The 23,530-nt window shown below is 43.3% G+C and carries 21 protein-coding genes; 16 read left to right on the top strand and 5 right to left on the bottom strand.

The window, feature by feature from the left end; genetic code table 11:
• Position 1: 1 nt before the first annotated feature.
• Positions 2–382 carry a hypothetical protein gene (locus ACMXYX_RS12195; protein ID WP_415881864.1) on the bottom strand — a complete coding sequence of 127 codons (381 nt, stop codon included), beginning with the start codon at positions 380–382 and terminating at the stop codon, positions 2–4.
• 76 nt (positions 383–458) lie between these two features.
• On the opposite strand from ACMXYX_RS12195, the gene ACMXYX_RS12190 reads away from it, so the two are divergent.
• The 11 genes from ACMXYX_RS12190 (at position 459) to ACMXYX_RS12140 (ending at position 14,818) form a co-directional block, all read left to right on the top strand.
• On the top strand, positions 459–2,579 hold the full coding sequence (locus tag ACMXYX_RS12190) for a type I secretion system permease/ATPase (RefSeq protein WP_415896649.1): 2,121 nt from the start codon (positions 459–461) through the stop codon (positions 2,577–2,579).
• A 4-nt stretch (positions 2,580–2,583) separates the two neighbouring features.
• Entirely contained in the window at positions 2,584–3,903 is a 1,320-nt protein-coding gene (locus ACMXYX_RS12185; RefSeq protein WP_415896648.1) for an HlyD family type I secretion periplasmic adaptor subunit, read from the top strand.
• Positions 3,904–4,132: 229 nt separating this feature from the next.
• Positions 4,133–4,783: a helix-turn-helix domain-containing protein gene (locus ACMXYX_RS12180; protein ID WP_415896647.1), complete on the top strand. Its 651-nt coding sequence runs from the start codon at positions 4,133–4,135 to the stop codon at positions 4,781–4,783.
• A 57-nt stretch (positions 4,784–4,840) separates the two neighbouring features.
• Entirely contained in the window at positions 4,841–6,205 is a 1,365-nt protein-coding gene (locus ACMXYX_RS12175) for a TolC family outer membrane protein (RefSeq protein WP_415896646.1), read from the top strand.
• A gap of 105 nt (positions 6,206–6,310) precedes the next feature.
• Positions 6,311–7,345 carry a hydroxymethylglutaryl-CoA reductase gene (locus ACMXYX_RS12170; RefSeq protein WP_415896645.1) on the top strand — a complete coding sequence of 345 codons (1,035 nt, stop codon included), beginning with the start codon at positions 6,311–6,313 and terminating at the stop codon, positions 7,343–7,345.
• Positions 7,345–8,373: a type 2 isopentenyl-diphosphate Delta-isomerase gene (gene fni, locus ACMXYX_RS12165; RefSeq protein ID WP_415896644.1), complete on the top strand. Its 1,029-nt coding sequence runs from the start codon at positions 7,345–7,347 to the stop codon at positions 8,371–8,373. The genes ACMXYX_RS12170 and fni overlap by 1 nt, the downstream gene beginning before the upstream one ends.
• Positions 8,374–8,388: 15 nt before the next feature.
• On the top strand, positions 8,389–9,555 hold the full coding sequence (locus ACMXYX_RS12160; RefSeq protein ID WP_415896643.1) for a hydroxymethylglutaryl-CoA synthase: 1,167 nt from the start codon (positions 8,389–8,391) through the stop codon (positions 9,553–9,555).
• Positions 9,555–10,550 (top strand): mevalonate kinase, encoded by a 996-nt coding sequence (locus tag ACMXYX_RS12155; RefSeq protein ID WP_415906045.1) that lies wholly within the window; start codon positions 9,555–9,557, stop codon positions 10,548–10,550. The genes ACMXYX_RS12160 and ACMXYX_RS12155 overlap by 1 nt, the downstream gene beginning before the upstream one ends.
• The gene (gene mvk / locus ACMXYX_RS12150; RefSeq protein ID WP_415906044.1) at positions 10,537–11,466 is read left to right on the top strand and encodes a mevalonate kinase; all 930 of its coding nucleotides are present in this window, start codon (positions 10,537–10,539) and stop codon (positions 11,464–11,466) included. Before ACMXYX_RS12155 ends, mvk begins: the two co-directional genes overlap by 14 nt.
• Positions 11,453–12,454 carry a diphosphomevalonate decarboxylase gene (gene mvaD, locus ACMXYX_RS12145; RefSeq protein WP_415896640.1) on the top strand — a complete coding sequence of 334 codons (1,002 nt, stop codon included), beginning with the start codon at positions 11,453–11,455 and terminating at the stop codon, positions 12,452–12,454. The genes mvk and mvaD overlap by 14 nt, the downstream gene beginning before the upstream one ends.
• 6 nt (positions 12,455–12,460) lie before the next feature.
• Positions 12,461–14,818 (top strand): DNA polymerase II, encoded by a 2,358-nt coding sequence (locus ACMXYX_RS12140; RefSeq protein ID WP_415896639.1) that lies wholly within the window; start codon positions 12,461–12,463, stop codon positions 14,816–14,818.
• 8 nt (positions 14,819–14,826) lie between these two features.
• Here the strand turns inward: ACMXYX_RS12140 and ACMXYX_RS12135 are convergent, their stop codons facing one another.
• Positions 14,827–15,036 carry a hypothetical protein gene (locus ACMXYX_RS12135; RefSeq protein WP_415896638.1) on the bottom strand — a complete coding sequence of 70 codons (210 nt, stop codon included), beginning with the start codon at positions 15,034–15,036 and terminating at the stop codon, positions 14,827–14,829.
• A 243-nt stretch (positions 15,037–15,279) separates the two neighbouring features.
• Between ACMXYX_RS12135 and ACMXYX_RS12130 the strand changes: the two genes are divergently transcribed.
• Positions 15,280–15,756 (top strand): SRPBCC family protein, encoded by a 477-nt coding sequence (locus ACMXYX_RS12130; protein WP_415881851.1) that lies wholly within the window; start codon positions 15,280–15,282, stop codon positions 15,754–15,756.
• 67 nt (positions 15,757–15,823) lie between these two features.
• Here the strand turns inward: ACMXYX_RS12130 and ACMXYX_RS12125 are convergent, their stop codons facing one another.
• The 3 genes from ACMXYX_RS12125 to ACMXYX_RS12115 are packed head-to-tail and all read right to left on the bottom strand — an operon-like array spanning position 15,824 to position 18,704.
• Positions 15,824–16,492 carry a LutC/YkgG family protein gene (locus ACMXYX_RS12125; RefSeq protein ID WP_415896637.1) on the bottom strand — a complete coding sequence of 223 codons (669 nt, stop codon included), beginning with the start codon at positions 16,490–16,492 and terminating at the stop codon, positions 15,824–15,826.
• 1 nt (position 16,493) lies between these two features.
• A complete protein-coding gene (locus tag ACMXYX_RS12120) occupies positions 16,494–17,906 on the bottom strand; it encodes a LutB/LldF family L-lactate oxidation iron-sulfur protein (RefSeq protein ID WP_415896636.1) in 1,413 nt (470 codons plus the stop codon).
• A 6-nt stretch (positions 17,907–17,912) separates the two neighbouring features.
• Positions 17,913–18,704, bottom strand: a complete 792-nt coding sequence (locus ACMXYX_RS12115; protein WP_415906043.1) for a (Fe-S)-binding protein — start codon at positions 18,702–18,704, stop codon at positions 17,913–17,915.
• Positions 18,705–18,894: 190 nt separating this feature from the next.
• On the opposite strand from ACMXYX_RS12115, the gene ACMXYX_RS12110 reads away from it, so the two are divergent.
• The 4 genes from ACMXYX_RS12110 to thrS all read left to right on the top strand — a co-directional run bounded on the left by ACMXYX_RS12110 (position 18,895) and on the right by thrS (position 23,520).
• Entirely contained in the window at positions 18,895–19,596 is a 702-nt protein-coding gene (locus ACMXYX_RS12110; RefSeq protein WP_415896634.1) for a FadR/GntR family transcriptional regulator, read from the top strand.
• A 90-nt stretch (positions 19,597–19,686) separates the two neighbouring features.
• Entirely contained in the window at positions 19,687–20,466 is a 780-nt protein-coding gene (locus ACMXYX_RS12105; RefSeq protein ID WP_415906042.1) for a DUF3365 domain-containing protein, read from the top strand.
• A gap of 112 nt (positions 20,467–20,578) precedes the next feature.
• Positions 20,579–21,448 carry a sensor histidine kinase gene (locus ACMXYX_RS12100; RefSeq protein ID WP_415906041.1) on the top strand — a complete coding sequence of 290 codons (870 nt, stop codon included), beginning with the start codon at positions 20,579–20,581 and terminating at the stop codon, positions 21,446–21,448.
• Between the two features lie 152 nt (positions 21,449–21,600).
• On the top strand, positions 21,601–23,520 hold the full coding sequence (thrS, locus tag ACMXYX_RS12095) for a threonine--tRNA ligase (protein WP_415896632.1): 1,920 nt from the start codon (positions 21,601–21,603) through the stop codon (positions 23,518–23,520).
• The last annotated feature ends 10 nt before the right edge of the window (positions 23,521–23,530 follow it).

Genomic DNA, 23,530 nt, shown 5'->3' with positions numbered 1-23,530 from the left:
TTTACAGAGTTTCATCATCTCCTATCAGGAAAGAATGAGAAGATTTTTCCAGTTGTTCACTCTCTCCTTCTCCGCGATTGATATTACGCGCAAGTTTACGACCCAATAATTTCTTCTGTGCCATTGGTGGGAGGTCAGTAAACATAATAAGGTTTTTACTAATAAGGACGTCTACCAAATCTTCAAAAATACGAGCAACGGCCATATCTGACTGTTGAAGGAACTCTTCTGCAGAAAACTCTTCATCGTTAATGGATAAAAAATCCATTACTTCCTTGTTTTTTATATCAACTGCTTCAGCGCCTGCTTGAGGGGTTTCTGAAAGGCTTATGATCCGGCCTTCTTCATTGCGTATAGCGTATAACATATTGATTTGATACATTGGATAAGTTGTTAATGTACATACTATATATTGTTTCTTTGAGCATTGCTCTCAAATAAGGTTAAGGTCTCGGTAAATGGAAGCGGTTCAGGACCCTTTGCTCGGTTGTCTGGTTCATCTCAGTAAGCAAAATCATAAGCCTTTTTCACCGGAGGTATTGTGTGAAGGTTTGCCGTTGCTTGATCATAAATTAACCCCTAAGTTATTTATTCGAGCTGCTAAGAGAGCAGGGTTTGCTGCTCAAATATTACCTCGCAAGCTTACAGATATATCTCCTCTTGTCCTTCCTGCCGTGTTAATACTTGAAAATGATCAGGCTTGTATTCTGCAAGAGATAGATCATGAAGCTGGACAAGCTACAATCATTCAACCAGAAAGTGGTGGTGAACATCATCTGGCGCTAGATGAATTGGCTGCCTCATATACCGCTCACGCAATTTTTGTTCGTCTTGAATATCGATTCCAGCAACAAGTTTCTAAATTGCTAGAAGGACATCAAGGTCACTGGTTTTGGGGAACAATTAAACGTTCGACCGCGATATATCGAGATGTCTTAATAGCTTCTTTTTTGATTAACCTCTTTGTTATCGCAAACCCGCTCTTTGTTATGAATGTTTATGATCGTGTTGTGCCTAACAATGCGATAGAAACATTATGGGTGTTAGCGATTGGCGTATTGATCGTATATTTGTTTGACTTCGGGCTGAAGATGCTGAGGTCCTATTTTCTTGAAATAGCTGGAAAGAAAGGGGATGTCATACTATCAGCGTTGCTTTTCGAAAAGGTTTTATCACTGAAATACAGCGCACTTCCTGCATCGGTTGGTTCTTTTGCTAGTAATCTGCGTGAATTTGAAAGTATTAAGGGCTTTTTAAGCTCAACGACAAATGTTGTTTTTATTGATCTACCATTCGCTATTCTCTTTTTAATTGTCATCGGCTTTATTGGCGGGCCACTGGTTATTGTTCCTCTTGTCGCAATTCCGTTGATTATACTTGTATCCTTTATTGTTCGACCTTACTTAAAAGAGGCTGTTGAAAAGACGTTTGCGTCTAACTCGCAAAAGAGCGCAACCTTGATTGAAAGTTTAACTGCTATGGAAACTGTGAAAACCCAACGGGCAAGTTCGTCGTTGCAATTGGGTTGGGAGCAGGCTGTTGGCTATATCGCCAAATGGAGCCTTCGTTCACGCATGTTGTCAGCATCAGTGGTCAATTTTGCTGCACTAGCTCAGCAATTAACATCTGTGGGTATCATTATTACGGGCGTTTATCTGATAAGTGAAAGAGAGCTGACTATGGGGGCTCTGGTTGCTTGTGTGATGTTATCAGGTAGAGCAATAGCGCCAATGAGCCAGGTGGCTAATCTTGTTATTTCGTTCCATCAAGCATCAACTGCTTTAAAAGGCTTGAATGAAATTATGGAACTGCCTTCAGAGCGTACTGATGAGCAGCAATTTGTGCATCGACAAGAATTAGAAGGTGCTATCGAATTCAAAGATGTCAGTTTTGCTTACCCTAATGAAGAGCAAAAGGCATTGGATAGGGTTTCTTTCAGTATTAAACCGGGCGAAAGCGTTGCGCTAATTGGTCGAATTGGTTCAGGTAAGTCTACCATAGAAAAATTGGTGCTTGGGCTTTACGGGGCAACAGAGGGTTCAGTTCGAATCGATGGTATAGATATCAATCAGATTGATCCGGTCGATTTGAGGCGTAACTTTGGTTACATGCCTCAGGATATTATGTTGTTTGCTGGCAGTGTGCGAGACAACATCGTCATAGGATCTCCTCAAACTGAAGATGATCGCTTGGTTGAGGTTGCTAAATTGACTGGTGTTTCCGATATGGTAAATCGTCATCCTCAAGGCTTTGATATGCAAGTGGGTGAACGCGGTGCTGCGTTGTCGGGTGGTCAGAGGCAGACGGTTGCGGTTGCACGCTCTCTTATCCATGATCCTAATATTTTGATTTTGGATGAGCCGACTGCATCGATGGATAATTCCTCTGAAGAGCAGATTAAAACCATGCTTAAGGCTTATGCAAAAGATAAGACGATGCTGGTAGTGACTCACAAAATGTCGTTGTTGAGCTTAGTTGATCGAATCATCGTTATGGATGCTGGTCGAGTGGTAGCAGATGGCCCGAAAGAAGCGGTGTTGGATGCGTTAAAGCAAGGTCGTCTTCAGGTGCAGAGGTAAGATCATGGCTCAAGCTAAAAAAGATTTACATTATATGTCTAGCGTGAGTGAAGCCATGGCTGAGCAAAGCCCTAAGGGGGCTAGTGCTTTGCTTTGGGCGATGCTTATCTTTGTTGTGGTTGCCATCGTTTGGGCTTTCTGGGCTGAACTGGACGAAATTACTCGCGGTGATGGTGAAATTATTCCTTCAAGCCAGTTACAAGTGATCGAGACTCTAGAGGGCGGTGCTTTATCAGAAATCTTGGTGCGTGAAGGCGATATAGTTGAAAAGGGGCAGGTGCTTTTACGGATTGATGATATCCGCTTCTCAAGCTCGTTTAAGGAAAATCAGGTACGCCAGTACGAGTTGGTTGCAAAGGCGGCGCGTTTGCAAGCTGAAGCAGATAATACTGAATTTGTGCCGCCTCAGGGTTTCCCAATTGAATATCAAAGTATGCTTGCTCAGGAAAAAAGCCTATTTGTGACGCGTAAGGCTGAAATGCTTGCTGGGCTCGGCGGTTTAGAGCAGCAGGTAGAGCAACGTAAGCAGGAATTAAAGGCGGCTCAGTCTCAGGAGCGTCAGCTTGAAAGAAGTTATGGTTTATTAAAGCGCGAGCTAGATATTACTCGGCCTCTACTGAAAGAAGGGGTTATTTCAGAAGTTGAATTTCTGAGATTAAAGCGCCAGTTGAATGACTTGCAAGGTGAATTATCAGGCGTACGACTTAATATCCCAAGAATTGAATCTACCCTGCAGGAAACTAAGCAAAACCTTGATGGTGCTGAATTGCAGTTCAGGAATGAAGCACGTCGAGAGTTGAATGAGGTTGTAGCTGAAAGTGCGCGAATCCAACAGGCCCTAACGGGTATGAATGACCGTATTGATCGTGCTGAAGTAAAGGCACCGGTTAAAGGTACGGTAAAACAGCTACTGGTTAATACAGTGGAAGGGGTTGTTCAGCCAGGAGATGAGCTATTAAACATCATACCTTGGGAAGATAAGTTGCTGGTTGAAGCGAGAATAAGACCTTCTGATATTGCTAATATTGCCCCAGGGCAAGCGGCTGTAATTAAAGTGTCGGCCTATGATTTTTCTATTTACGGTGGTGTTGATGCGTCTGTGGTATTTGTGAGCCCAAGTACCATTCTCGATGAAGAGGGGGAAAGTTACTACTTGGTCAGATTGGAGACTGATAAGCCTTATCTTGGAGCGGTAGAAGCTGAACTGCCTTTAATCGCTGGTATGACGGTAAGTGTGGATATTTTGACAGGTAAGAAAACGGTAATGGATTATCTGTTAAAGCCAGTGCTTAAGGCGAAAGATAGAGCGCTTACCGAGCGCTAATGATTGATAAATCAAAGTGTTCTAATTTGTGGTAAATCAACAACTGGTGTAAAAAATACTAAGTTATTTGCATTAAGTAATTAACCATAATAAGTTTATGGCTTTGTTTTATAGTAATGTAAATGAGAATCGTCTAAATAAGCTTTGTCGGCTTGTGGGTATTAGTTAGACGTTATAAAATTGTGCGCCGCGGCTATAGGGATAATTATATGCTCAGGTGCCGCGGATTATGGATATTATGCAGTTATTCTTTCTAGGGAACCGACCGAAAGTTTTGGATCGATGGCTTAAGCTGCTCGTGGACTGGCAGCCTGAGGTTTTGTCGATTTCTGAGCTTTCATCGAAATTGTCGGCGATCAAGAAGGGCATTGTTCTAATGCACCTTAGCTCGGTTGATGATAAGAGTAGTCAGCTAGTATTCAGTTTCAAAAAGGATAATCCCGAAATCATTTTGATTGTATGTACCGATGCTCCATCTGAAGATGAAGGTATCCGCGCACTGCAATCAGGTGCTAACGGATATACCAACACGTATGTTACAGGTTCATTGCTAACGGAAGTGGTGAAAACTGTACTCCGTGGTGATATTTGGGCAGGGCCTGAACTTCTACAAAAGCTACTTAAAAGACTTTTGGGGGGGATGACTGTCGCAGATAGCAAAGTGGACACCGCAGAGACTGTAGATTGTTTTGAAGGATTAAGTGGTCGCGAGCAAGACGTGCTTTCTGTTTTAACGACAGGAGCAAGTAATAAGGAAATTGCCAGAGAGTTAGATATTACTGAACGAACAGTGAAAGCGCATCTGAGTTCTATTTTTCAGAAAACAGGGGCTGCTGATCGGGTTGCACTAGTTTTAATGGCTAGTAAACAACCAGCTTAAATCAATCAGTTTTATCGGCTAGCGACTACAAACTATTTATATTTTAAGGCGGGATTTATGTTCAGGTCAGTTGTTGCTGGTGTGCTTCTGGGGGCGGTAAGTTCATCGGTTTACAGTACTACTCTTGAGAACGTAGTTGCAGAAGGGTTAAGTAATAGCCCGGAAGTACAGCGTGCTATAAATGCACGTAATGCGGTCTATCAAGAGGTTCGACAAGCTAAGGCCGGTTACCTGCCAAGTGTTGATGTTGCTGCTGGTATTGGTTATGAATGGACAAATAATACGACTACTCGAGCTAATGGTGGTGATGTAGAGCTAACACGCGGCGAAGGTAGTCTAAGTATTAGGCAAATGTTGTTCGATGGTTTTGCGACGTCTAGTGAAGTAAAGCGTCAAAAAGCTCGTGCGATTTCGGCTGATAAAAGAGTTGTTGAAACGGCCGAGACTTATGCATTAGATGCGGCTAGGGCTTATATCGAATTAAATCGTCGTAACGTCCTTCTTCAGCAGGCTAAGGAAAATCTTTTTAACCACGTCAAAATTTATGATCAGATCAAACGCCGATCTGAATCAGGTGTTGGGGCTTTGGCCTCTATACAGCAGGCTGAAGGTCGTTTGGCGTTGGCTGAAGTGAACACTTTAGCAGCAGAGAATAACTTACTGGACGCTAAAGTAAATTATCAGCGAGTTACTGGGTTGATGGCGCCAGTAGAGGTTATCTATCCTGAGCTGGTAAGTGTTAAGGTGCCTGAATCTTTGGATGCGGCAACAGAGACTGCATTGAGCAATCATCCTACATTGCAAGTTGCAGAAGCTGATACAGCGGCAGCAGTTGCTCAATATAATGCAGCAAAACGTAATTATTATCCTCGTGTAGATTTTGAAGTCGATCGTACTTGGAACAATAATCTTGATGGTGTTGACGGGGTGAACGAAGATCTTACTGCTATGGTGAGATTGCGTTATAACCTCTATAACGGTGGAGCTGATCAAGCACGTGTTCGTCAAACTCAGCATCAGATAGAAGAGGCTAAATCTGTTCAAAACAGAAGTCACCGTGAGGTCCTTCAGAGTGTAGAGCTATCTTGGAATGCTTATTCCATTCTTTCGAGGCAGTTACCGTATTTAGAGCAACACGTTGCTTCAAGCCAAAAAACGCGTAACTCTTATCAAAAGCAGTTTAATATAGGGCAGCGTTCTTTGCTTGATTTGTTGGATACTGAGAATGAAGTATTCTCATCAAAAAATGATCTGACTAATGCTCTGCATGATCAATTAATTGCACAGTACCGCGTAGTAAATGGTATGGGCACATTGTTAGATGCTTTGAAATTATCTTTGCCTGAGCCGAATTTAGGTGATGTTGAGCAAGATCTGCCTGTTCAAAAAGAAGCGGAAAAAGAAGAAGCTGCTGCGTCGTAAGGAAAATATTGAAAAGGGCTGGTGAAGTTAATTAAAATTAGTCCTCAACCTTATTTTAAAAGGGTTGCCATTGGCAGCCCTTTTTCTTTTGCATAAAGAGATATCATGAAATCTCATAAAATCAGTCAAGCTCCAATCCCAATGCGTAATGTGGGTCCTATTAAAATTACAGGGCCTGTATTAGATGAAAAAATTAGTGTTCCTTTAGCGACTTATGAGACGCCTTTATGGCCTTCTGTGGGGCGTGGTGCAAGGGTTTCTGCATTGACTGATGGTATCAAAACCACTGTGATAGACGAACGCATGAGTCGTTCCATTCTGCTTGAGGCAGATGATGCAACTGAAGCGATGCTTGCTCTGAATTCGATTAAATCTCGTATGGATGATATTAACGAGGTGGTTTCACAGAGTAGTCGTTTTGCCAAGCTTATCGATATGAATAGCCAGATCGTTGCAAATTTGATCTATCTTCGCTTGGAATTTACGACGGGTGACGCCTCAGGTCATAACATGGTGACTAATGCTGCAGATAAGATTATTCCGTGGATATTGTCTGAATATCCGCAGCTTCGTTATTCATCTATCTCAGGTAACTATTGCTCAGATAAAAAAGCGACAGCTGTTAACGGTATTCTTGGCCGCGGTAAATATGTGGTAACCGAGATTTTAATACCGCGTGATATTTGTGAAAGACGCTTAAAGACAACACCTGAAAAAATGGTTGATCTTAATATTAAGAAAAACCTGATTGGGACTATGGTTGCAGGTGGCCTGCGCAGTGCTAATGCTCATTATGCGAATATGCTTTTGGCATTTTATTTGGCTACAGGCCAAGATGCAGCCAATATTATCGAAGGTTCACAGGGGATTGTGCATGCTGAAGTACGTGGTGATGATCTTTATTTCTCCTGTACTTTACCTAACCTAATTATGGGCTCTGTTGGTAATGGTAAAGGGATCGACTTCGTTGAAGATAACTTAGCTGCTTTAGGATGCAAAGAAGATAGAGAGCCGGGTGAAAATGCTCAACGTTTAGCCGCTATCTGTGCTGCAACTGTGTTATGTGGCGAGTTATCTTTGCTAGCCGCACAGACAAACCCTGGTGAACTAATGGAAGCTCACCTGAAGTTGGAGCGCTAATGTCAGATCTGACTAATGATCGAAAGCTTGAACATATAAGAGCTATAGAAAATGATCCTTTAACTGATCGTTCTGGAAGGTACTTTGATCGTATTCATTTGATGCATCGAGGTCTACCTGAGGTCGCCTTGAACGATGTTGATAGCTCATGTGAATTTTTAGGTTATCAGTTAAGTTTCCCTTTGTTGATATCCTCAATGACAGGCGGTGATCATCAGTTAGTAAAGCAGATCAATCATAATTTGGCGAAAGCTGCTCAGGCAACGGGTGTTGCTATGGCAGTTGGTTCACAACGCGTTATGTTTACATCTCCTGAAGCTAAAGAAAGCTTTGCTCTGAGAGAATTAGCTCCGGATGTACCTCTTATTGGGAATCTTGGTGCTGTTCAACTTAATTATGGAGTGGATTTAGAGCAAGCGCAGCAAGCTATTGAATGTCTGGGTGCAGATGCTTTGTATCTTCACCTTAATCCTCTACAAGAGGCGGTTCAGCCTGAAGGAGATACAGATTTCTCTCATCTTGCTGAGAAAATAGAGTCTCTTGTAACTCAGTTAGATGTGCCTGTTTTTCTTAAAGAGGTTGGAAGTGGTTTATCTCCTGCTGATATCGAGCTGGGATTAAAGGCAGGTATCAAAACCTTTGATTTAGCTGGAACAGGCGGGACTTCTTGGAGTCGGATAGAGCATCATCGTAGAAAAGATCAAAGTGATTTAGGTCTTAAGTTCCAAGATTGGGGAATTCCAACCCCTGTTGCCCTAAAAATGGCTAGCCCATATCGCGATGTTGCCACATTAGTTGCAAGTGGTGGCTTAAGAGATGGGATTGATATGGTTAAATCTGTTATACTCGGCGCCTCTTTATGTGGCATAGCAGGTCCGCTGTTAAAACCAGCAATGGAATCTGCTGATGCAGTGATAGCAGAAATAGAAAAAATTAAAGCAGAGTTCAGAACAGCCATGTTTCTGCTAGGTGTCCGGGATATAGCGTCTTTATATAATAACCGGGCCCTTGTTTTAGACGAGAGTTAGGATCGAGACCCAAGAATGTCAGTTGGTATTGACGAAATCAGTTTCTATACATCCAATTATTATCTGGATTTAAGAACACTGGCGAATGTTCAGAAAATTGAGTCAGAAAAGTATTATCAGGGAATAGGCCAAGAGAAAATGTCTATGGCTGCACCTGATGAAGATGTAGTTACTATGGCTGCAAATGCTGCTTATCCATTAATTGAAAGGGTAGGTACAGATTCAATTAGTACATTGCTTTTTGCTACAGAAACGGGTGTAGACCAGTCTAAGGCTGCAGGCGTTTATGTGCATAGATTGTTAGGATTGAATTCTAACTGTCGTGTTGTTGAGCTAAAACAGGCGTGTTACAGCGCAACAGCTGCTATTCAAATGGCGTGTGCGTTAGTCGCTCGACAGCCAGAAAAAAAGGTTTTGGTCATTGCGTCAGACATTGCTCGATATGACCTGGACACCTCTGGAGAGGCGACCCAAGGTTGTGGTGCTGTCGCTATTTTGATCTCTGCAAACCCTCGTCTAATCGAAATCGATCCAGAAGTTGGTAATCATACTGAAGATGTGATGGATTTCTGGAGACCAAATTACCGTACGACTGCACTTGTTGATGGTAAATACTCTACCAAGATATACCTTAAATCGCTGAAAAAGGCTTGGGAAAACTTTGTGGAAGTTAGCTCTCTCGCGTTTAGTGATTTCTCTCACTTTTGCTATCACTTGCCGTTTAGCCGCATGGCGGAAAAAGCGCATAAACATCTAGCAAAGGTAAACAAAGTAGGTCTTTCTTTAGAGCAAATTGAAGAGCAGGTTGAAGAAACACTTTATTACAACCGTATCATTGGCAACAGCTATACAGCTTCAATGTATATCGGTCTGACCTCTTTGCTTGAGAACTGCAAAGAAAATTTGGCTGGTAATAAAGTTGGTTTCTTTAGTTATGGCTCTGGTTGTGTAGCTGAGTTTTTCTCTGGAACGGTGGTTGCAGGTTATGATAAATGTCTTCATACCATAAAGCATAAGGACATGTTGGATGCTCGCCAAGAAGTAAGTTATGACGAGTATTTGAATCTGTATCGCCACCCAGACCCTCGTGATGGAGAACATCATGATATCCCTAATGCTACGACTGGGCGTTTCCGTTTGGCTGCGATCAGCGGTCATAAGCGAGAATACGTTAGCTGTTAATGAAGGCAATAGCCCCAGGGAAACTAATACTGAGTGGTGAGCACTCAGTTGTCTATGGGGCGCCTGCTATTGCGATGGCTGTTACATCCTCTGTAACAGCTTCATATACTCCTACCGCGAGTCTGAATTTATCAGTTTCTTCTGATGTTTTCGGTTGCTTTTCTAAGAATATAGCTACATTTAAACTCTTTTCTGAACAGCTTGATCAACGTTTTAATCTGTTTTTACAAGGAAAGCTCGCTGTTGCAGATGTTCTCTCATCTCCTTCGGATCTGCTCTTTTATACCTTGTCGCAGCTTGGTTTTGATAGGGTTGGTCAGATCTTGATAGCGAGTGATATTCCAGCAGGTGCTGGTATGGGTTCCTCTGCTGCAGTGATTGCAGCATTGCTAAAGTTGGCTGAAGCTGCTTCTCAGCAAGAATTGAATAAACGGGAATTCTTCAAGTTAGTACGCCACTGTGAGAGATTGCAGCATGGTCGTGGTAGTGCGATAGATGCTGCTGCGACGACTTTCGGAGGTGTTGTTAAAGTTCAGAACGACCATGTAACGCTATTGCCTGAAAAAATAGGCGATAACTGGTTTCTCTGGAATAGCGGTTCACCTAAATCATCAACGGGTGAAACGGTTTCGGCTGTACGTGAGTCATTTGAGTTTTCAACAATTTGGCAGCATTTTAAACAGGTCACTCAGGATTTTGAACGAGCTATCTATTCACCAGATGATCAGCAGAAATTAGATCTCATCCAAGAAAATCAGCGCCTATTACAACAGATTGGCATAGTGCCACATGCCGTTGCTAATGTTATTCAGCGTATAGAGTTGATGGGTGGAAGTGCGAAAGTTTGTGGTGCAGGCAGCAGCTCTGGGGATGCCGGTGGTTTGGTATTAATCTATGCTCCTAAAGGGAATGCTGCTGAGATAGCTAGCAGTTTAAATATCCATCTACAGCCTTTAAAAATTAGTTATCAAGGAGCACATATTGAATCGGATTAAAGTGACTGTGCCTGGCAGTTTAATGCTGATGGGTGAACACGCAGTGCTTTTTGGTCATAAGGCTTTAGCTTGTGCTGTGGATAAATATATTCACATAGAGTGCGAACCTATATCAACACAAGAAGTGCTGATTGACTCGGCACTAGCTCAATACCGAAGCCCTCTTAAAGATTTGGTTGCTGATGACCGGCTGAGCTTCGTGTTGGCTGCCGTTGCAATGTATGCAGATCGTTTGCCTTCAGGTATTAAAGTTACAATCCGTTCAGAGTTTTCTCATACCGTTGGCCTGGGTTCTTCAGCCGCGGTCACTGCTGGTGTGGTCGCTGCACTCGCATCTTTTGTAAACGATGAAACGGATCTAGATAGCTTATTCGATCGCTCACTAGCAGTTGTTCATCAAGTACAAGGTGGACGAGGATCAGGAACTGACCTTGTGGCTAGTATCTTTGGTTCAATCGTTTCTTACCGTGTTAAGCCAAGAAAGATCAATGCACTGTCAGCTCTACCCGACATATCGCTTTACTACGCGGGATATAAAACGAAAACACCAGATGTATTGAAACATGTAGAGGATTTAGCGAGTCATTATCCTGAGCTTTACCAGCAGATCTATCAGCTAATGGGGTCGGTAACGGACAACGCTGAACAGGCAATAGCCCAACAGGATTGGCAGCAACTTGGTCAATTAATGAATAATTACCAAGGCTTAATGGACGCATTAGGTGTAGCAGATAAAGCGATTTGCGATATTGTGTATTCGCTTCGCCAAAGCGAGCATATTACCGGTGCTAAAATTTCAGGTTCGGGCCTTGGGGATTGTGTGATTGCACTCGGTTCAGATCCAGATCTATATATAGCTTACGAACAAATTCCAGTCTCAGTTTCGTCACAAGGGGTTAGCATTGAGCATTACTAAGCAGAGTGTAGTGGCATCGTTTCTTCCAGAGCAAACTATGCCGGGTACGACAGCAGAAGCGTTTGCGCCAAGTAATATCGCCTTGTGTAAGTATTGGGGTAAACGTGATGTTGAGTTGAACCTGCCTATCAATGCTTCATTATCTATATCGTTGGGTGAGCTAGGTAGCTGTACGAAAATCACGCCATCGGAAACTGGTGATCAGGTCTATCTGAATGGCGAGCTGCAGAGTGAAGATTCCTCCTTTGCTCGGAAAGTCGTCTCGTTTATTGATCTTTTTCGTCGAGATCTGGATCAAACGGTTAAGGTAGAAACAACCAATAATATTCCAACAGCGGCTGGGCTTGCGTCTTCAGCTTCCGGTTTTGCTGCACTTATGTTGGCGATTAACGGCTTTTATCGTTTTGATCTTGATCAGAAAGTCCTGTCGGCGTTTGCGCGAATTGGTAGTGGTAGTGCATCCCGCTCAATCTACCAAGGGTTTGTTGAATGGTCCAAAGGCGAGCAAGAAGACGGCATGGATAGCTGTGCAGAACCTTTAGCGGTTAATTGGCCAGGGTTTAGAATTGGTTTGTTAAAAGTTGCTACAGGTGCTAAAAAAATCGATTCTCGTTCTGGTATGCAACGTACAGTTGAATCGGCTGATCTCTACCAATCTTGGCCTGCTCAAGCTGAGAAGGATCTGAATATAATTAAGCAGGCTATAACTGCACAAGATATGGGCCTATTAGGCCAAACTGCAGAGCAAAATGCTCTGTCCATGCATGCGACCATGATTGCTTCATGGCCGCCGCTTTTGTATTGGCAGCCAGAATCTGTAGCGGCTATGCATCGTGTATGGGAATTAAGATCGTCGGGCGTAGAAATTTATCTGACAATGGATGCCGGCCCTAACCTTAAACTCCTATTTGACGCGAAAAATGAAGCTGCGGTTCGCGAGGCTTTCCCGGAGTTAACCGATATGGATCTGGTCGCGCCCTTTGGTTAAGTGAGTATGCCTACTCATCATGATCATTCAGACCAGAGCTCTTCAGCATTCATTCTGACTCGGAATCAGCACGACACTCGCGAGGGAATCGTGCTGACCTATTGGGTCTGTTCAGAGCATCATGCTTTTCCGATTTCTATTACTCAGCAAGAGGCGGTGCTTTTTGTTCTTGATGAGCAAGTTCCTCGAGTTAAAACATTACTGAGTCATCTCCGAGACTGGCGCGTCAATAAAGTTGATCTGACTGATCTGCAGTATCGTGGCGTTACCGCAATATACAGCCAAACTTTAAAAACCTATCGCCAAATTCAAGAGTTACTGCATCTACATAATATTGTCATGATGGAAGATGATATACGTCATGCAGATCGCTACCTGATGGAGCGGTTTATTCAAGGTGGTGTACAAATTAGCCATGTGAATGAACAGGTCCGTTTAAAGTCAGATACGTATACCCCCAATTTACGCATCCTTTCTATTGATTTAGAAACGACGATGAAAGCGGACAATATATTGTCCGCTGCATTCTATGCTGATGACTTTCAATTGGTATTGATGCAGGGGGAAGGTGTAGATAGTGATGGGCTTGAATATGTTACTGATGAAACAGCTTTGTTGCAGCGATTTATTCAAGTGGTGGCGGAATATGACCCCGATGCGTTTATTGGTTGGAACGTAGTTGGCTTTGATTTTCGGGTACTACAAAAACGTGCTGAGGCACTGCGTATTCCACTTGTTCTAGGTCGTGACAAGTTGCCTTTAAAGCTGCATGAATCGGCTCAAGGTAAGCTTTTTGTACGTATGGCAGGGCGAATTGTATTAGATGGCATTGATACCCTCAAAGGTGCAACTTATCAGTTTGAAAGTTTTGCCTTAGAAAATGTCGCTCGGGAGATGCTAGATCGAGGTAAGTTGATAGACCATGTCGATGATCGTGGCGGTGAAATACAACGGTTATTTAGAGAAGACAAAGAGTCTTTAGCTCGTTATAACCTAGAAGATTGCCGATTGGTTTGGGAGATATTTGAGCATGCTGATCTGATTAATTATCTTCTTGAACGGGCACGTCTAACGGGACTTGCTCTAGATAAAGTGGGAGGCTCAGCGGCAGCATTTGATAACCAGTATCTCCCTCTATTGCATCGATCAGGCTATGTGGCACCGCAATATGCTTCAGGGATGTCAGGGCTCAGTGCACCCGGTGGTTATGTAATGGACTCGCGTCCAGGCTTGTATAGACAGGTTCTGGTTTTGGACTTTAAAAGCCTGTACCCCAGTATTATTCGTACCTTTAAGATCGACCCTTATGGTTTGGCTGAGGGACTTAAAGAGGGAGCTGAATCTGAAGATTTAGTCCCCGGTTTTAACCACGCAATATTTTCGCGTAGTAAAACGATTTTGCCTGAGCTGATCGAGAAGCTTTGGGAGGCGCGAGATCAAGCAAAGCAGTTAAAAAACGCGGCATTATCCCAAGCAATAAAAATTATTATGAACTCCTTTTATGGTGTTTTAGGTTCAAACGTCTGCCGCTTTTTTGATCAACGACTCTCGAGCTCGATCACCTTGAGAGGACATGAAATCCTGACCAAGTCACGTGATCATATCGAATCAGAATTCGGTTTTAAGGTGATTTACGGTGATACTGATTCGGTTTTTGTCTGGTTAGGTGATGACTTCCCAGAAGAGCAAGCCAACAGTACAGGCCGTGCTGTAGCAGAACATCTCAATAGCTGGTGGAGTGAAAACCTAAAAGAGCGTTTCGAGCTAGATAGTCAGTTAGAAATCGAGTACGAGACGAACTATTGTCGGTTTTTAATGCCGACCATGCGCCATTCAGACAAAGGCACAAAGAAGCGTTATGCAGGGCTAAAGCGTTCTGGGGATGGTTCGACCAAGATGGTGTTTAAAGGTCTTGAAAACGTCCGTACAGATTGGACGCCTTTGGCTCGTGAACTTCAAGAGCATCTCTATGAACGTATTTTCATAGGCCAAGAGTGGCAGACGCTTCTTAAATCAACGGTCGAAGCGCTATTAGCGGGGAATTTAGATCACAAGCTCATCTATCGAAAGCGTATCCGTCAACGTTTGGATCAGTATGTGAAGAATAAACCACCTCATGTTCAGGCGGGTTTGAAAGCTGAGTATGGCTACCAAGTAAAAGGTCAACCTAGCCCGTATCGGTCAGGTTCTTATATTGAATATATGATGACTGTTAACGGCGCAGAACCCATTGAATTTTTGAGTTCGCCTTTAGACTATCAGCATTATCTGGATAAACAGGTGAGGCCAGTGTGTGAGACGATCCTGCAGTTTTTAGATGAAGATTTTGATGATCTCACGGCGCCACAACATTCGCTTTTTTAGCGATGTTGTTAGGCTTTAACGTCTATTTGGGTGCCTAGCGGGCTCAGTGGATCTACTCTAAGTTTGCCTGGTGCTGTGACTTCTAATAGCTGCATCACTTGCTCACCCGTCTGTTCGATCTGATCTTTAGCCATCTCGGCTGATTTAACCGCATGAGTGGTTTGTGTCTGTTGCGTAGACATGGTTGTCGCTGCAGCAGTGATTTCATTGGCTTCCATAACATCATCCTATTGTCCGATTACGACAGCTATCTGTAATCCGTTCACAGGTGTCGGTGCTTGATGAAAAAATACTTACATTAATCTATCGGCTTGGATTGGTTTGGCTTTAGAGGATTTTAATCTATTTAGCTAATTAAGTACTTTTGGATAGGTTCTTAATGATAATAGTTATCAATAAATTCCTGGGGCATGCTGGTATTTCACTTAATGTGTTGTGATAGATAAAAAGGAATAATAAAAATGCTAAAAAAGATTATGGGTGTGGTAGTGCTATCTTCGTTGTTAGGTGCTGTAAACGCGTCTGCTGCGGGTAATATTGCGGTGGAAGAATCAGTAAAGCTGAATGTGAAGCCATCTGCTGTATGGGCGCTTTTAGGGGATTATAACGGTTTGTATCGTTGGCACCCTGCGGTAGCTTCCAGTGACAGAGATAATAAAGTGCGTGTACTAACTTTAGGTAACGGTGCGAAAATTACGGAGACTTTATTGAGCAAGGATGAAGGTAAGCGCAGCTATCGTTATCAAATTGATGAGTCACCATTACCAGTGTCTGATTATGAATCTGAAATTCAGGTTAAGTTGGATGGCCAAGGCGGCTCGATTGTTGTTTGGAGCTCTAGCTTTAATGCAGCTGGTGCCTCTGATGCAGAAGCGGAAAAAACAATTCGTGGCGTTTATCAGGCGGGCTTACAGAATTTAGATAAGCTATATAACTGAGTTGTTGAGTGGCCATAGAACAAAAAAAGCCACCTAAAAAGGTGGCTAAAGCAATAAAGATATAGAGCTACATATCTTTAAGGATAAAGATCACAAGTACGCAGGGGCCATGAGCACCCATTTGTAATTTTTGTCCGATGTCCGCGCTACGGGATGGGCCAGTAATCATATTGACCGTGCGCGGCATTTCATCAGGGTTCTGTTCACGTACCATCTGCCAAGCATCTTCGTAGCTACCGACGATCGTCGATTCACGCAATAATACGAGATGGCAATCCGGTAGGAAGTTCAATGTCGTCGGACTCTCTGGACGGGAGTACATCATCAGAGTTCCTGTTTCTGCGATACCTGTCATCGAGGTGGTTAAGCTAGCAACATCGCCAGATTGCGCAACACGCTGCTCGCGTTTGATATCGCCTAAGGCAGACCAATCGAGCTCATTTAAGCAATCATCGCTAGCGCTGACTAGGGATTTAAAATCATGTTTGTTAAGCCAGTCTGCGACAGCTGCAGGTAGATCACTCATTGCATTTATGTCGATAAGCTCTGCTGCCGCACCGCTTGCCATATCTCTAAACAGTTGGATCTGACCTGCTTTGTCTAGCTGGCTACGCTTAGGAATTATGGTCGCTTTATGCGCATTAATGCGACGTGTCGCTGCTGCTTTTTGTGCGGGTGTTGCTTCACCACGTTGCAAACCACGGCGGATGTTGCCCAGGATTTCTGCTTTACTCATCTTATTTCTCCGCCTGTTTGTGGGCTTTCCATTGATCCATAAAGGTCTTGCCTTGAGGTGCTGGCATATCACGCCAATCTGTCCAGCCACCCGCTAACGGCATCTTCTTGATGCGGCCTTTCTTACCAGCGAGTTTGTTCATAAACCATGCAGAGCTTCTTGCTAACCAGCGGTATAGGGCAGGGCGCTTGGCAAAAAATGCCCAGCCAGCAATGCCAAACCTGACAGCTTTTGGTGTTAAGTGTTTTTCAAACTCTTTCTCTCGCCAGTGACGCATCAATTTTGGAAGAGGGATACGGACAGGGCATACTTCTTCACATTTACCACAGGATGTTGACGCGTTTGGCAGGTGTGCAGCTTTATCAATGCCGATCATCTTTGGTGTTAGAACAGAACCCATAGGGCCAGGGTAAACCCAACCGTAAGAATGGCCACCAACAGCACCATAGACAGGGCAGTGGTTCATACAAGAAGAACACCGGATACAGCGGAGCATATCTTGAAACTCAGTGCCCACCATCTCACTACGGCCGTTATCGACTAATACAACGTGGAAGTTCTCTGGACCATCTTGATCTTCAGCGCGTTTCGGCCCTGTGGATAAAGTGTTGTATACCGTAAATTCCTGACCTGTCGCTGAGCGAGCTAGCAGTCGAAGGAATAAACTCATATCTTCCAGCGTAGGTACAACCTTCTCGATGGAAGTAATCACAATGTGAGTTTTTGGTAGGGTTTGAGTCAGATCGCCGTTACCTTCGTTGGTTACGATGATCGTTGAGCCAGTTTCTGCCACTAGAAAATTAGCGCCAGTAAGTCCGACATCAGCGCCTACGAATTCCTTTCGCAGTACTTCTCGAGCTTCTTTCATCAACGCCTGTGGATCTTCTGTTTTGGGGCGCTTGTGATGTTCGTGGAAGGTTTCGGATACATCATTAACATTCAGGTGAATTGCTGGCGCAATAATATGGCTCGGATGATCATCACGAAGCTGTAGGATGTATTCACCCAAATCTGTCTCGACAGGGCGTACACCGTTCGCTTCAAGGTATTCATTTAGGCCGGTTTCTTCCGAAACCATCGACTTACCTTTAGTGATGGTCTTGGCGTTTACCTGTTTGCAAATATCGAGAATGGTTTTGTTGGCATCGTCACCTGTTCTACACCAGTGAACGTGACCGCCATTTTTTACAACGTTATCTTCAAACTGTTCCAGATAAATATCTAGATTTTGAATAATGTGATTTTTAAGATCACGCGCTTCATCACGCAGATCGTCAAACTCTGGTAGGCGCTTGATGGCATTAGCGCGGTTAACCGGAAAGCCGTGTTTAAACTGACCTAGTGCTTCCTGAAGTTCGACATTATGCAGCGCTATACGAGCATTTTCTTTAAATTCTGGGCTTTTAATATGCATCGTGTATTACCCCGCGCTTAGTTCAGAGGCTAGCTCATATTCTGCTTCGCCAATGGCTGGCGTGTCAGTCATACCAGCTAAGATCTCAACTATATGACGTGCTTCGATATTTTTGCCTTCGCGTTTAAGCTTACCGGCCATATTTAATAGGCAGCCTAAATCGCCACCGACTAAAGTACTCGCACCGGAGTCACTGATATACTCAGTTTTGTTAGACACCATGCGATTAGAAATGTCTGGATATTTAACGCAGAATGTACCGCCGAAACCGCAACAGGTTTCTGACTCTTCCATCTCGTTGAGAGTTAAATTTTCAACCTTTGATAAAAGCTTACGTGGCTGCTGTTTAACACCGAGTTGGCGCAGACCAGAGCAGGAATCGTGGTAGGTGATTGTGCCTTCAAATGCGGCATTGATACGGTCGAAATCGACTACATCAGTTAGGAATTGGGTGATCTCAAATGCACGCGATTTTAGGTCTAATGCACGGGCCTTCCAAGGGTCGTTTTCGTCAAAGACCTCAGGGTAATAATGCAGCATACCAATACAGGATCCGGATGGACCAACTACATATTCATAGCCATCAAAAGCTTCTATAGTTTTTTTAGCAATTTCAGCAGTGGTTGATTTGTCGCCTGAATTATACGCAGGTTGTCCGCAACAGGTTTGTGTCTCTGGCACTTCCACTGAGCAGCCTGAAGCTTCAAGTAGTTTGACGGTTGCGAATGCAACGCTCGGTCTAAACATATCTGCTAGACAGGTTACAAATAAACCGACTTTAGGATTCTGATTTGGCATGAATGTCATCGCTATATTGGTCAGCTCTACCCGATATGGAATCAGGCTCTCACGTCACTGACGTTTCTTATTTTTCTTCAGGTTCTAGTGCCTGAAGTTTTATCTGTTACTCAAAAGATAGTTAAGAGATGGCTCAAAGGAAATGCTAAACTGTTAACTGGTCTGACCAAGAGGTGGTTTGAGGTACTCGGTGGCGAAAGTGAAAGATGTAAATCTAAGCCAGAAGTTAAGTTCTGAGCTTCAGGGACAAATTTTGTATGGTGATATATGCCCAGGCGAGAAACTACCATCTCAGCGCGTATTGGCAGAACGCTATAGTCTTTCTCGAGCAACGGTTCGTGAAGCTGTTCAAGATCTTGAATTAAAAGGCATTATCGAAACTTATCATGGTGGTGGGAGTCTCTGTCGGAACTTACTCGAAAGCCATTTCTCGATGCCTTCAGAAAGCATTGGCGATAACTTTGAGTTTCAAGTTCAGGTTATGGAGATGCGTGCTGCTCTAGAAGGTGAGGCCGCATACTATGCCGCTTTGCGCGCGTCAGATGAACAACTCGATCGTATCGGGCAAGAGTATGAAGCAATGCAGGCGCGCAGTAGTGGTCATACTACGCTCGCAAAAGCAAAAGCCGATCTTAGGTTTCATATGATGATTGCGGAAGCAAGTCACCATCTACTGGTTATCTCTTTCAGTCAGATATTCTATAACCGTTACTTCAATGCAATTTATGGTGTGCTTGATCGCACACTTAAGAAATTTGGCCGATACCCTGATGGAATCAGCGCTCAGCATACCCAAATTTATCAGGCATTAATCAACAGGAATGCCGAGTTAGCCCGCAAGGTGGCGACAGAACATATCGACTACACTCGAAGGCAGTTAGAAGCTTCTTAACTGCTTGATATTGGTAACTATCTTAATTAACCAAACCTAAAAAATACTCCTATACTTTCTTCGTGTGTATAACGACCATAAGGGTAGGGGATGCAGGTTCGCAAGTCATTGGTTTGGAGAATTATCTTCCCTATCCTGTTTGCCATGGTGTTGCTGGTAATTGCTATCCTTTATTACTTACCGCAGGTTCTTACGCAGCAAGCAATAGATGACGCTCAGCAAAGGGCTGAAGAAACAGTTGAAGAATTTAAACGTTTACGGAGGTATTACACTGAAAATGTAGTTAGCGAAGTTCTATTACATTCAGATATTGATGTCACCATAGATCATAAAAATAACCCTAAAAGTATCCCTTTACCTGCAACTATGGTGCATGAGTTGAGCGAGCAATATTCTCAAACAGGTACCCTGATTAAACTTTATAGTTTTTACCCCTTTCCCAATCGTGCAGAGCGCCAATTAGATGAATTTGCCAATCAAGCTTGGCATCACCTTAATGAAAACCCCGAGTCTGAATATATAAAAGTTTTAAAAAACAAGCAGGGCGAGACTGTTGTGCGTGTGGCTATTGCTGACAAGTTGGTAGCTGAGGCATGTGTGCAATGTCATAACCATCATCCCTTTTCTCCAAAGGTAGATTGGAAACTGGGCGATGTCAGAGGAATATTGGAGGTGGACAGTATTATCCAGCCTGCGATTAAAAGTGGTGAAGCATTAGGTATGAAGCTGGCTTTAATGATCTGTACCGTTATCGCTTTTTTAGTGATGCTAATTTATTTGATCCATCATTATCTATTTCAAGTTCCGTTACATAGATTGGCGATGTTGTTGGAAAGCTCTACCCATCAAGGGGGGGGATGTTGTAGGTGAGCTTGAATATCCAACGCTTATTTATCCCGATAATCATGAACATGATGAAATAAGTTTTCTTTATCCTAAATTCTCGCAACAACACGAGCGTTTAGATGCTAATGCCAAAGCGATGCGAGAGTACCAGGAAAAACTGGAAGCTGAAGTTAAGTTGAATGAGCAACTGCTAGAAGAGAGAGAGACTCAACTTAGTGAAACTCAGGATCAGTTGGATGCTACTCAAAAAGAATTACTGCAAAGTGAGAAGTTATCTGCATTAAAACGTCTGGTAAGTAGTATCGGGCATGAGGTAAGTACACCCTTAGGTGTTTCTAGAACCGCATCCTCATATTTGATCGAGGAAAGTGATGTTGTGCTGAGTAGTTTTCAAAACAACACGATGACAAAATCTCAGTTTGAAAAATACTTAACTGATAGCAGGGAAGCAGGTGAGCTTTTAACAACCAATTTAACGCGGGCTCATGAGTTGATGCTTGCTTTTAAAGAGGTTGCGGTTGATCAGATAAGTGAGCAGAAAAGAGATATAAATCTACGAGAGTATATTCAGGATGTGCTGTTAAGTCTCAAGCCTACCTATAAAAATGCTCCAGTAGAGGTGAGGAATAATATCTCTCCAGAGATTGAGCTGAATATTGACGCGGGTGCTATTGCTCAAATTGTTACTAACTTAATCACGAACTCATTAATGCATGGTTTTAAAGATGCAACGGTAGCCGGCACTATCGTCCTTAGTAGCGAAACAACTACAGATGAATACATACTTATTTATATGGATGATGGAAAAGGTATTTCTACGGAATTGCAGCAGCATGTATTTGAGCAATTTTATACAACCCGGAAAGGTTCTGGAGGAACAGGCATGGGGATGTATATTATCCAAGAGCTAGTTAAAGAAAGGCTGTTTGGTGATATTGAATTTAACAGTGATGAGGGCCAAGGAATTAATATTCGAATCGCATTGCCAAAGTCGCTTGTTGCTTAATAACTTATCATTGAACATAGTTCTAGCTCCTTTTCTTTGATTACCCTATAATCGCGCCAACTCACAACGTGCTTGGTTTGTACGGTAAGTGAGATGTATCGAATATTGATGTGGCCTTACGTATGGGTCACCACTGAAATCAAGGAAATAACATGCCTGTAATTACCCTGCCAGATGGAAGCAAACGTGAGTTTGCTAACCCTGTTACTGTATTTGAAGTTGCTGCCGATATTGGCGCTGGTCTAGCTAAAGCTGCATTGGCCGGTAAAGTTGACGGTAAAGAAGTTGATACCTCTTTCACTATTGAAAATGATGCTGACCTAGCCATCATCACTGCGCGTGATGAAGAAGGTCTAGAAGTTATTCGTCACTCTACTGCTCACTTGATGGCTATGGCTGTACAAGAGTTGTTCCCTGGCGCTCAGGTAACGATCGGGCCTGTTATTGAAGATGGTTTCTATTATGACTTTGCTTACGAGCGCCCATTTACGCCGGAAGATCTAGAAAAGATCGAAAAGAAAATGGCGGAGTTGGTTAAGCAGAACCTTCCCGTAACCCGTTCATTGATGAGTCGTGACGAAGCGACCAAAATGTTTGATGAGATGGGTGAAAAGTATAAAGTTGAGTTGCTTCAGGCTGTACCTGATGCAGAAGACCTTTCTTTCTACTCTCAAGGCGAGTTCATCGATCTATGTCGTGGTCCACACGTTCCATCTACTGGCCACATCAAAGCATTTAAATTGATGAAAGTTGCTGGTGCATATTGGCGCGGTGATTCCAACAACGAAATGCTTCAGCGTATCTACGGTACGGCATGGGGTGACAAAAAAGCTCTTAAAGCTTACCTGCACCGTTTGGAAGAAGCGGAAAAGCGTGACCACCGTAAGTTGGGTAAACAGCTCAATATGTTCCACCTGCAGGAAGAAGCACCGGGTATGGTGTTCTGGCATCCAAATGGTTGGACTCTGTACCAACAGATCGAACAGTACATGCGTCAGAAACAGCGTCAGCATGGTTATGATGAGATCAAAACGCCACAGGTTGTTGAACGTACACTTTGGGAAAAGTCTGGTCACTGGGATAAATTCTCAGAAGAGATGTTTACTACTCACTCTGAGAACCATGATTTTGCTATCAAACCGATGAACTGCCCATGTCACGTTCAGGTATTTAATCAGGGTATTCGTTCTTACCGTGATCTACCTTTGCGTCTAGCAGAGTTTGGTTGTTGTCACCGTAATGAACCTTCAGGTGCGTTACACGGTATTATGCGTGTCCGTGGCTTTGTACAGGATGATGCGCATATATTTTGTGCGGAAGATTCGATTCAGGAAGAAGTTGCGCGTTTCATTGAGTTTCTTGATGAGGTTTATGCGGACTTTGGCTTTACTGAAGTTATCTATAAGCTATCCACTCGCCCAGAACAGCGCGTAGGCTCAGATGAAGTTTGGGATAAAGCTGAAAAGGCATTAGGTGATGCTTTAGATGCAGCAGGTCTTGAATGGGAAGAATTGCCAGGTGAAGGTGCTTTCTACGGTCCTAAGATCGAGTTCTCACTAAAAGATTGCCTAGGTCGTGTATGGCAGTGTGGTACTGTTCAGGTTGACTTCTCTATGCCAGGTCGCCTTGGTGCTCAGTTTGTAAATGAACAAGGTGAACGTGAAACACCTGTAATGTTACACCGTGCAATTCTTGGCTCTTTTGAGCGTTTTATCGGTATTTTGATCGAAAACTTCGCAGGTGCATTACCAACTTGGTTGGCGCCAGTACAAGCGGTTGTGATGAATATTACGGACAAACAAGCTGATTATTGTCAAAAAGTTGTTCAAAATCTTGAAAATCAAGGATTCAGAGCCGAGTCAGACTTGAGAAATGAGAAGATCGGCTTTAAAATTCGCGAGCGTACTTTACAGAAGGTGCCTTACCTTCTTGTAATTGGCGATAAAGAAGTAGAGGCGGGTGAGGTTGCTGTACGTACTCGTACGGGTGAAAACCTAGGCGCTATGCCTCTAGAAGAATTTGTAAACCTTCTTAGCAGTGATGTCGCTAAGAAAGGTCGTCAGGACTCATAAGTCTAAAAAC

Source organism: Neptuniibacter sp. QD72_48, from assembly GCF_047778065.1.
GTDB lineage: Bacteria > Pseudomonadota > Gammaproteobacteria > Pseudomonadales > Balneatricaceae > Neptuniibacter.
This window is presented reverse-complemented; position numbering and strand designations above follow the sequence as displayed.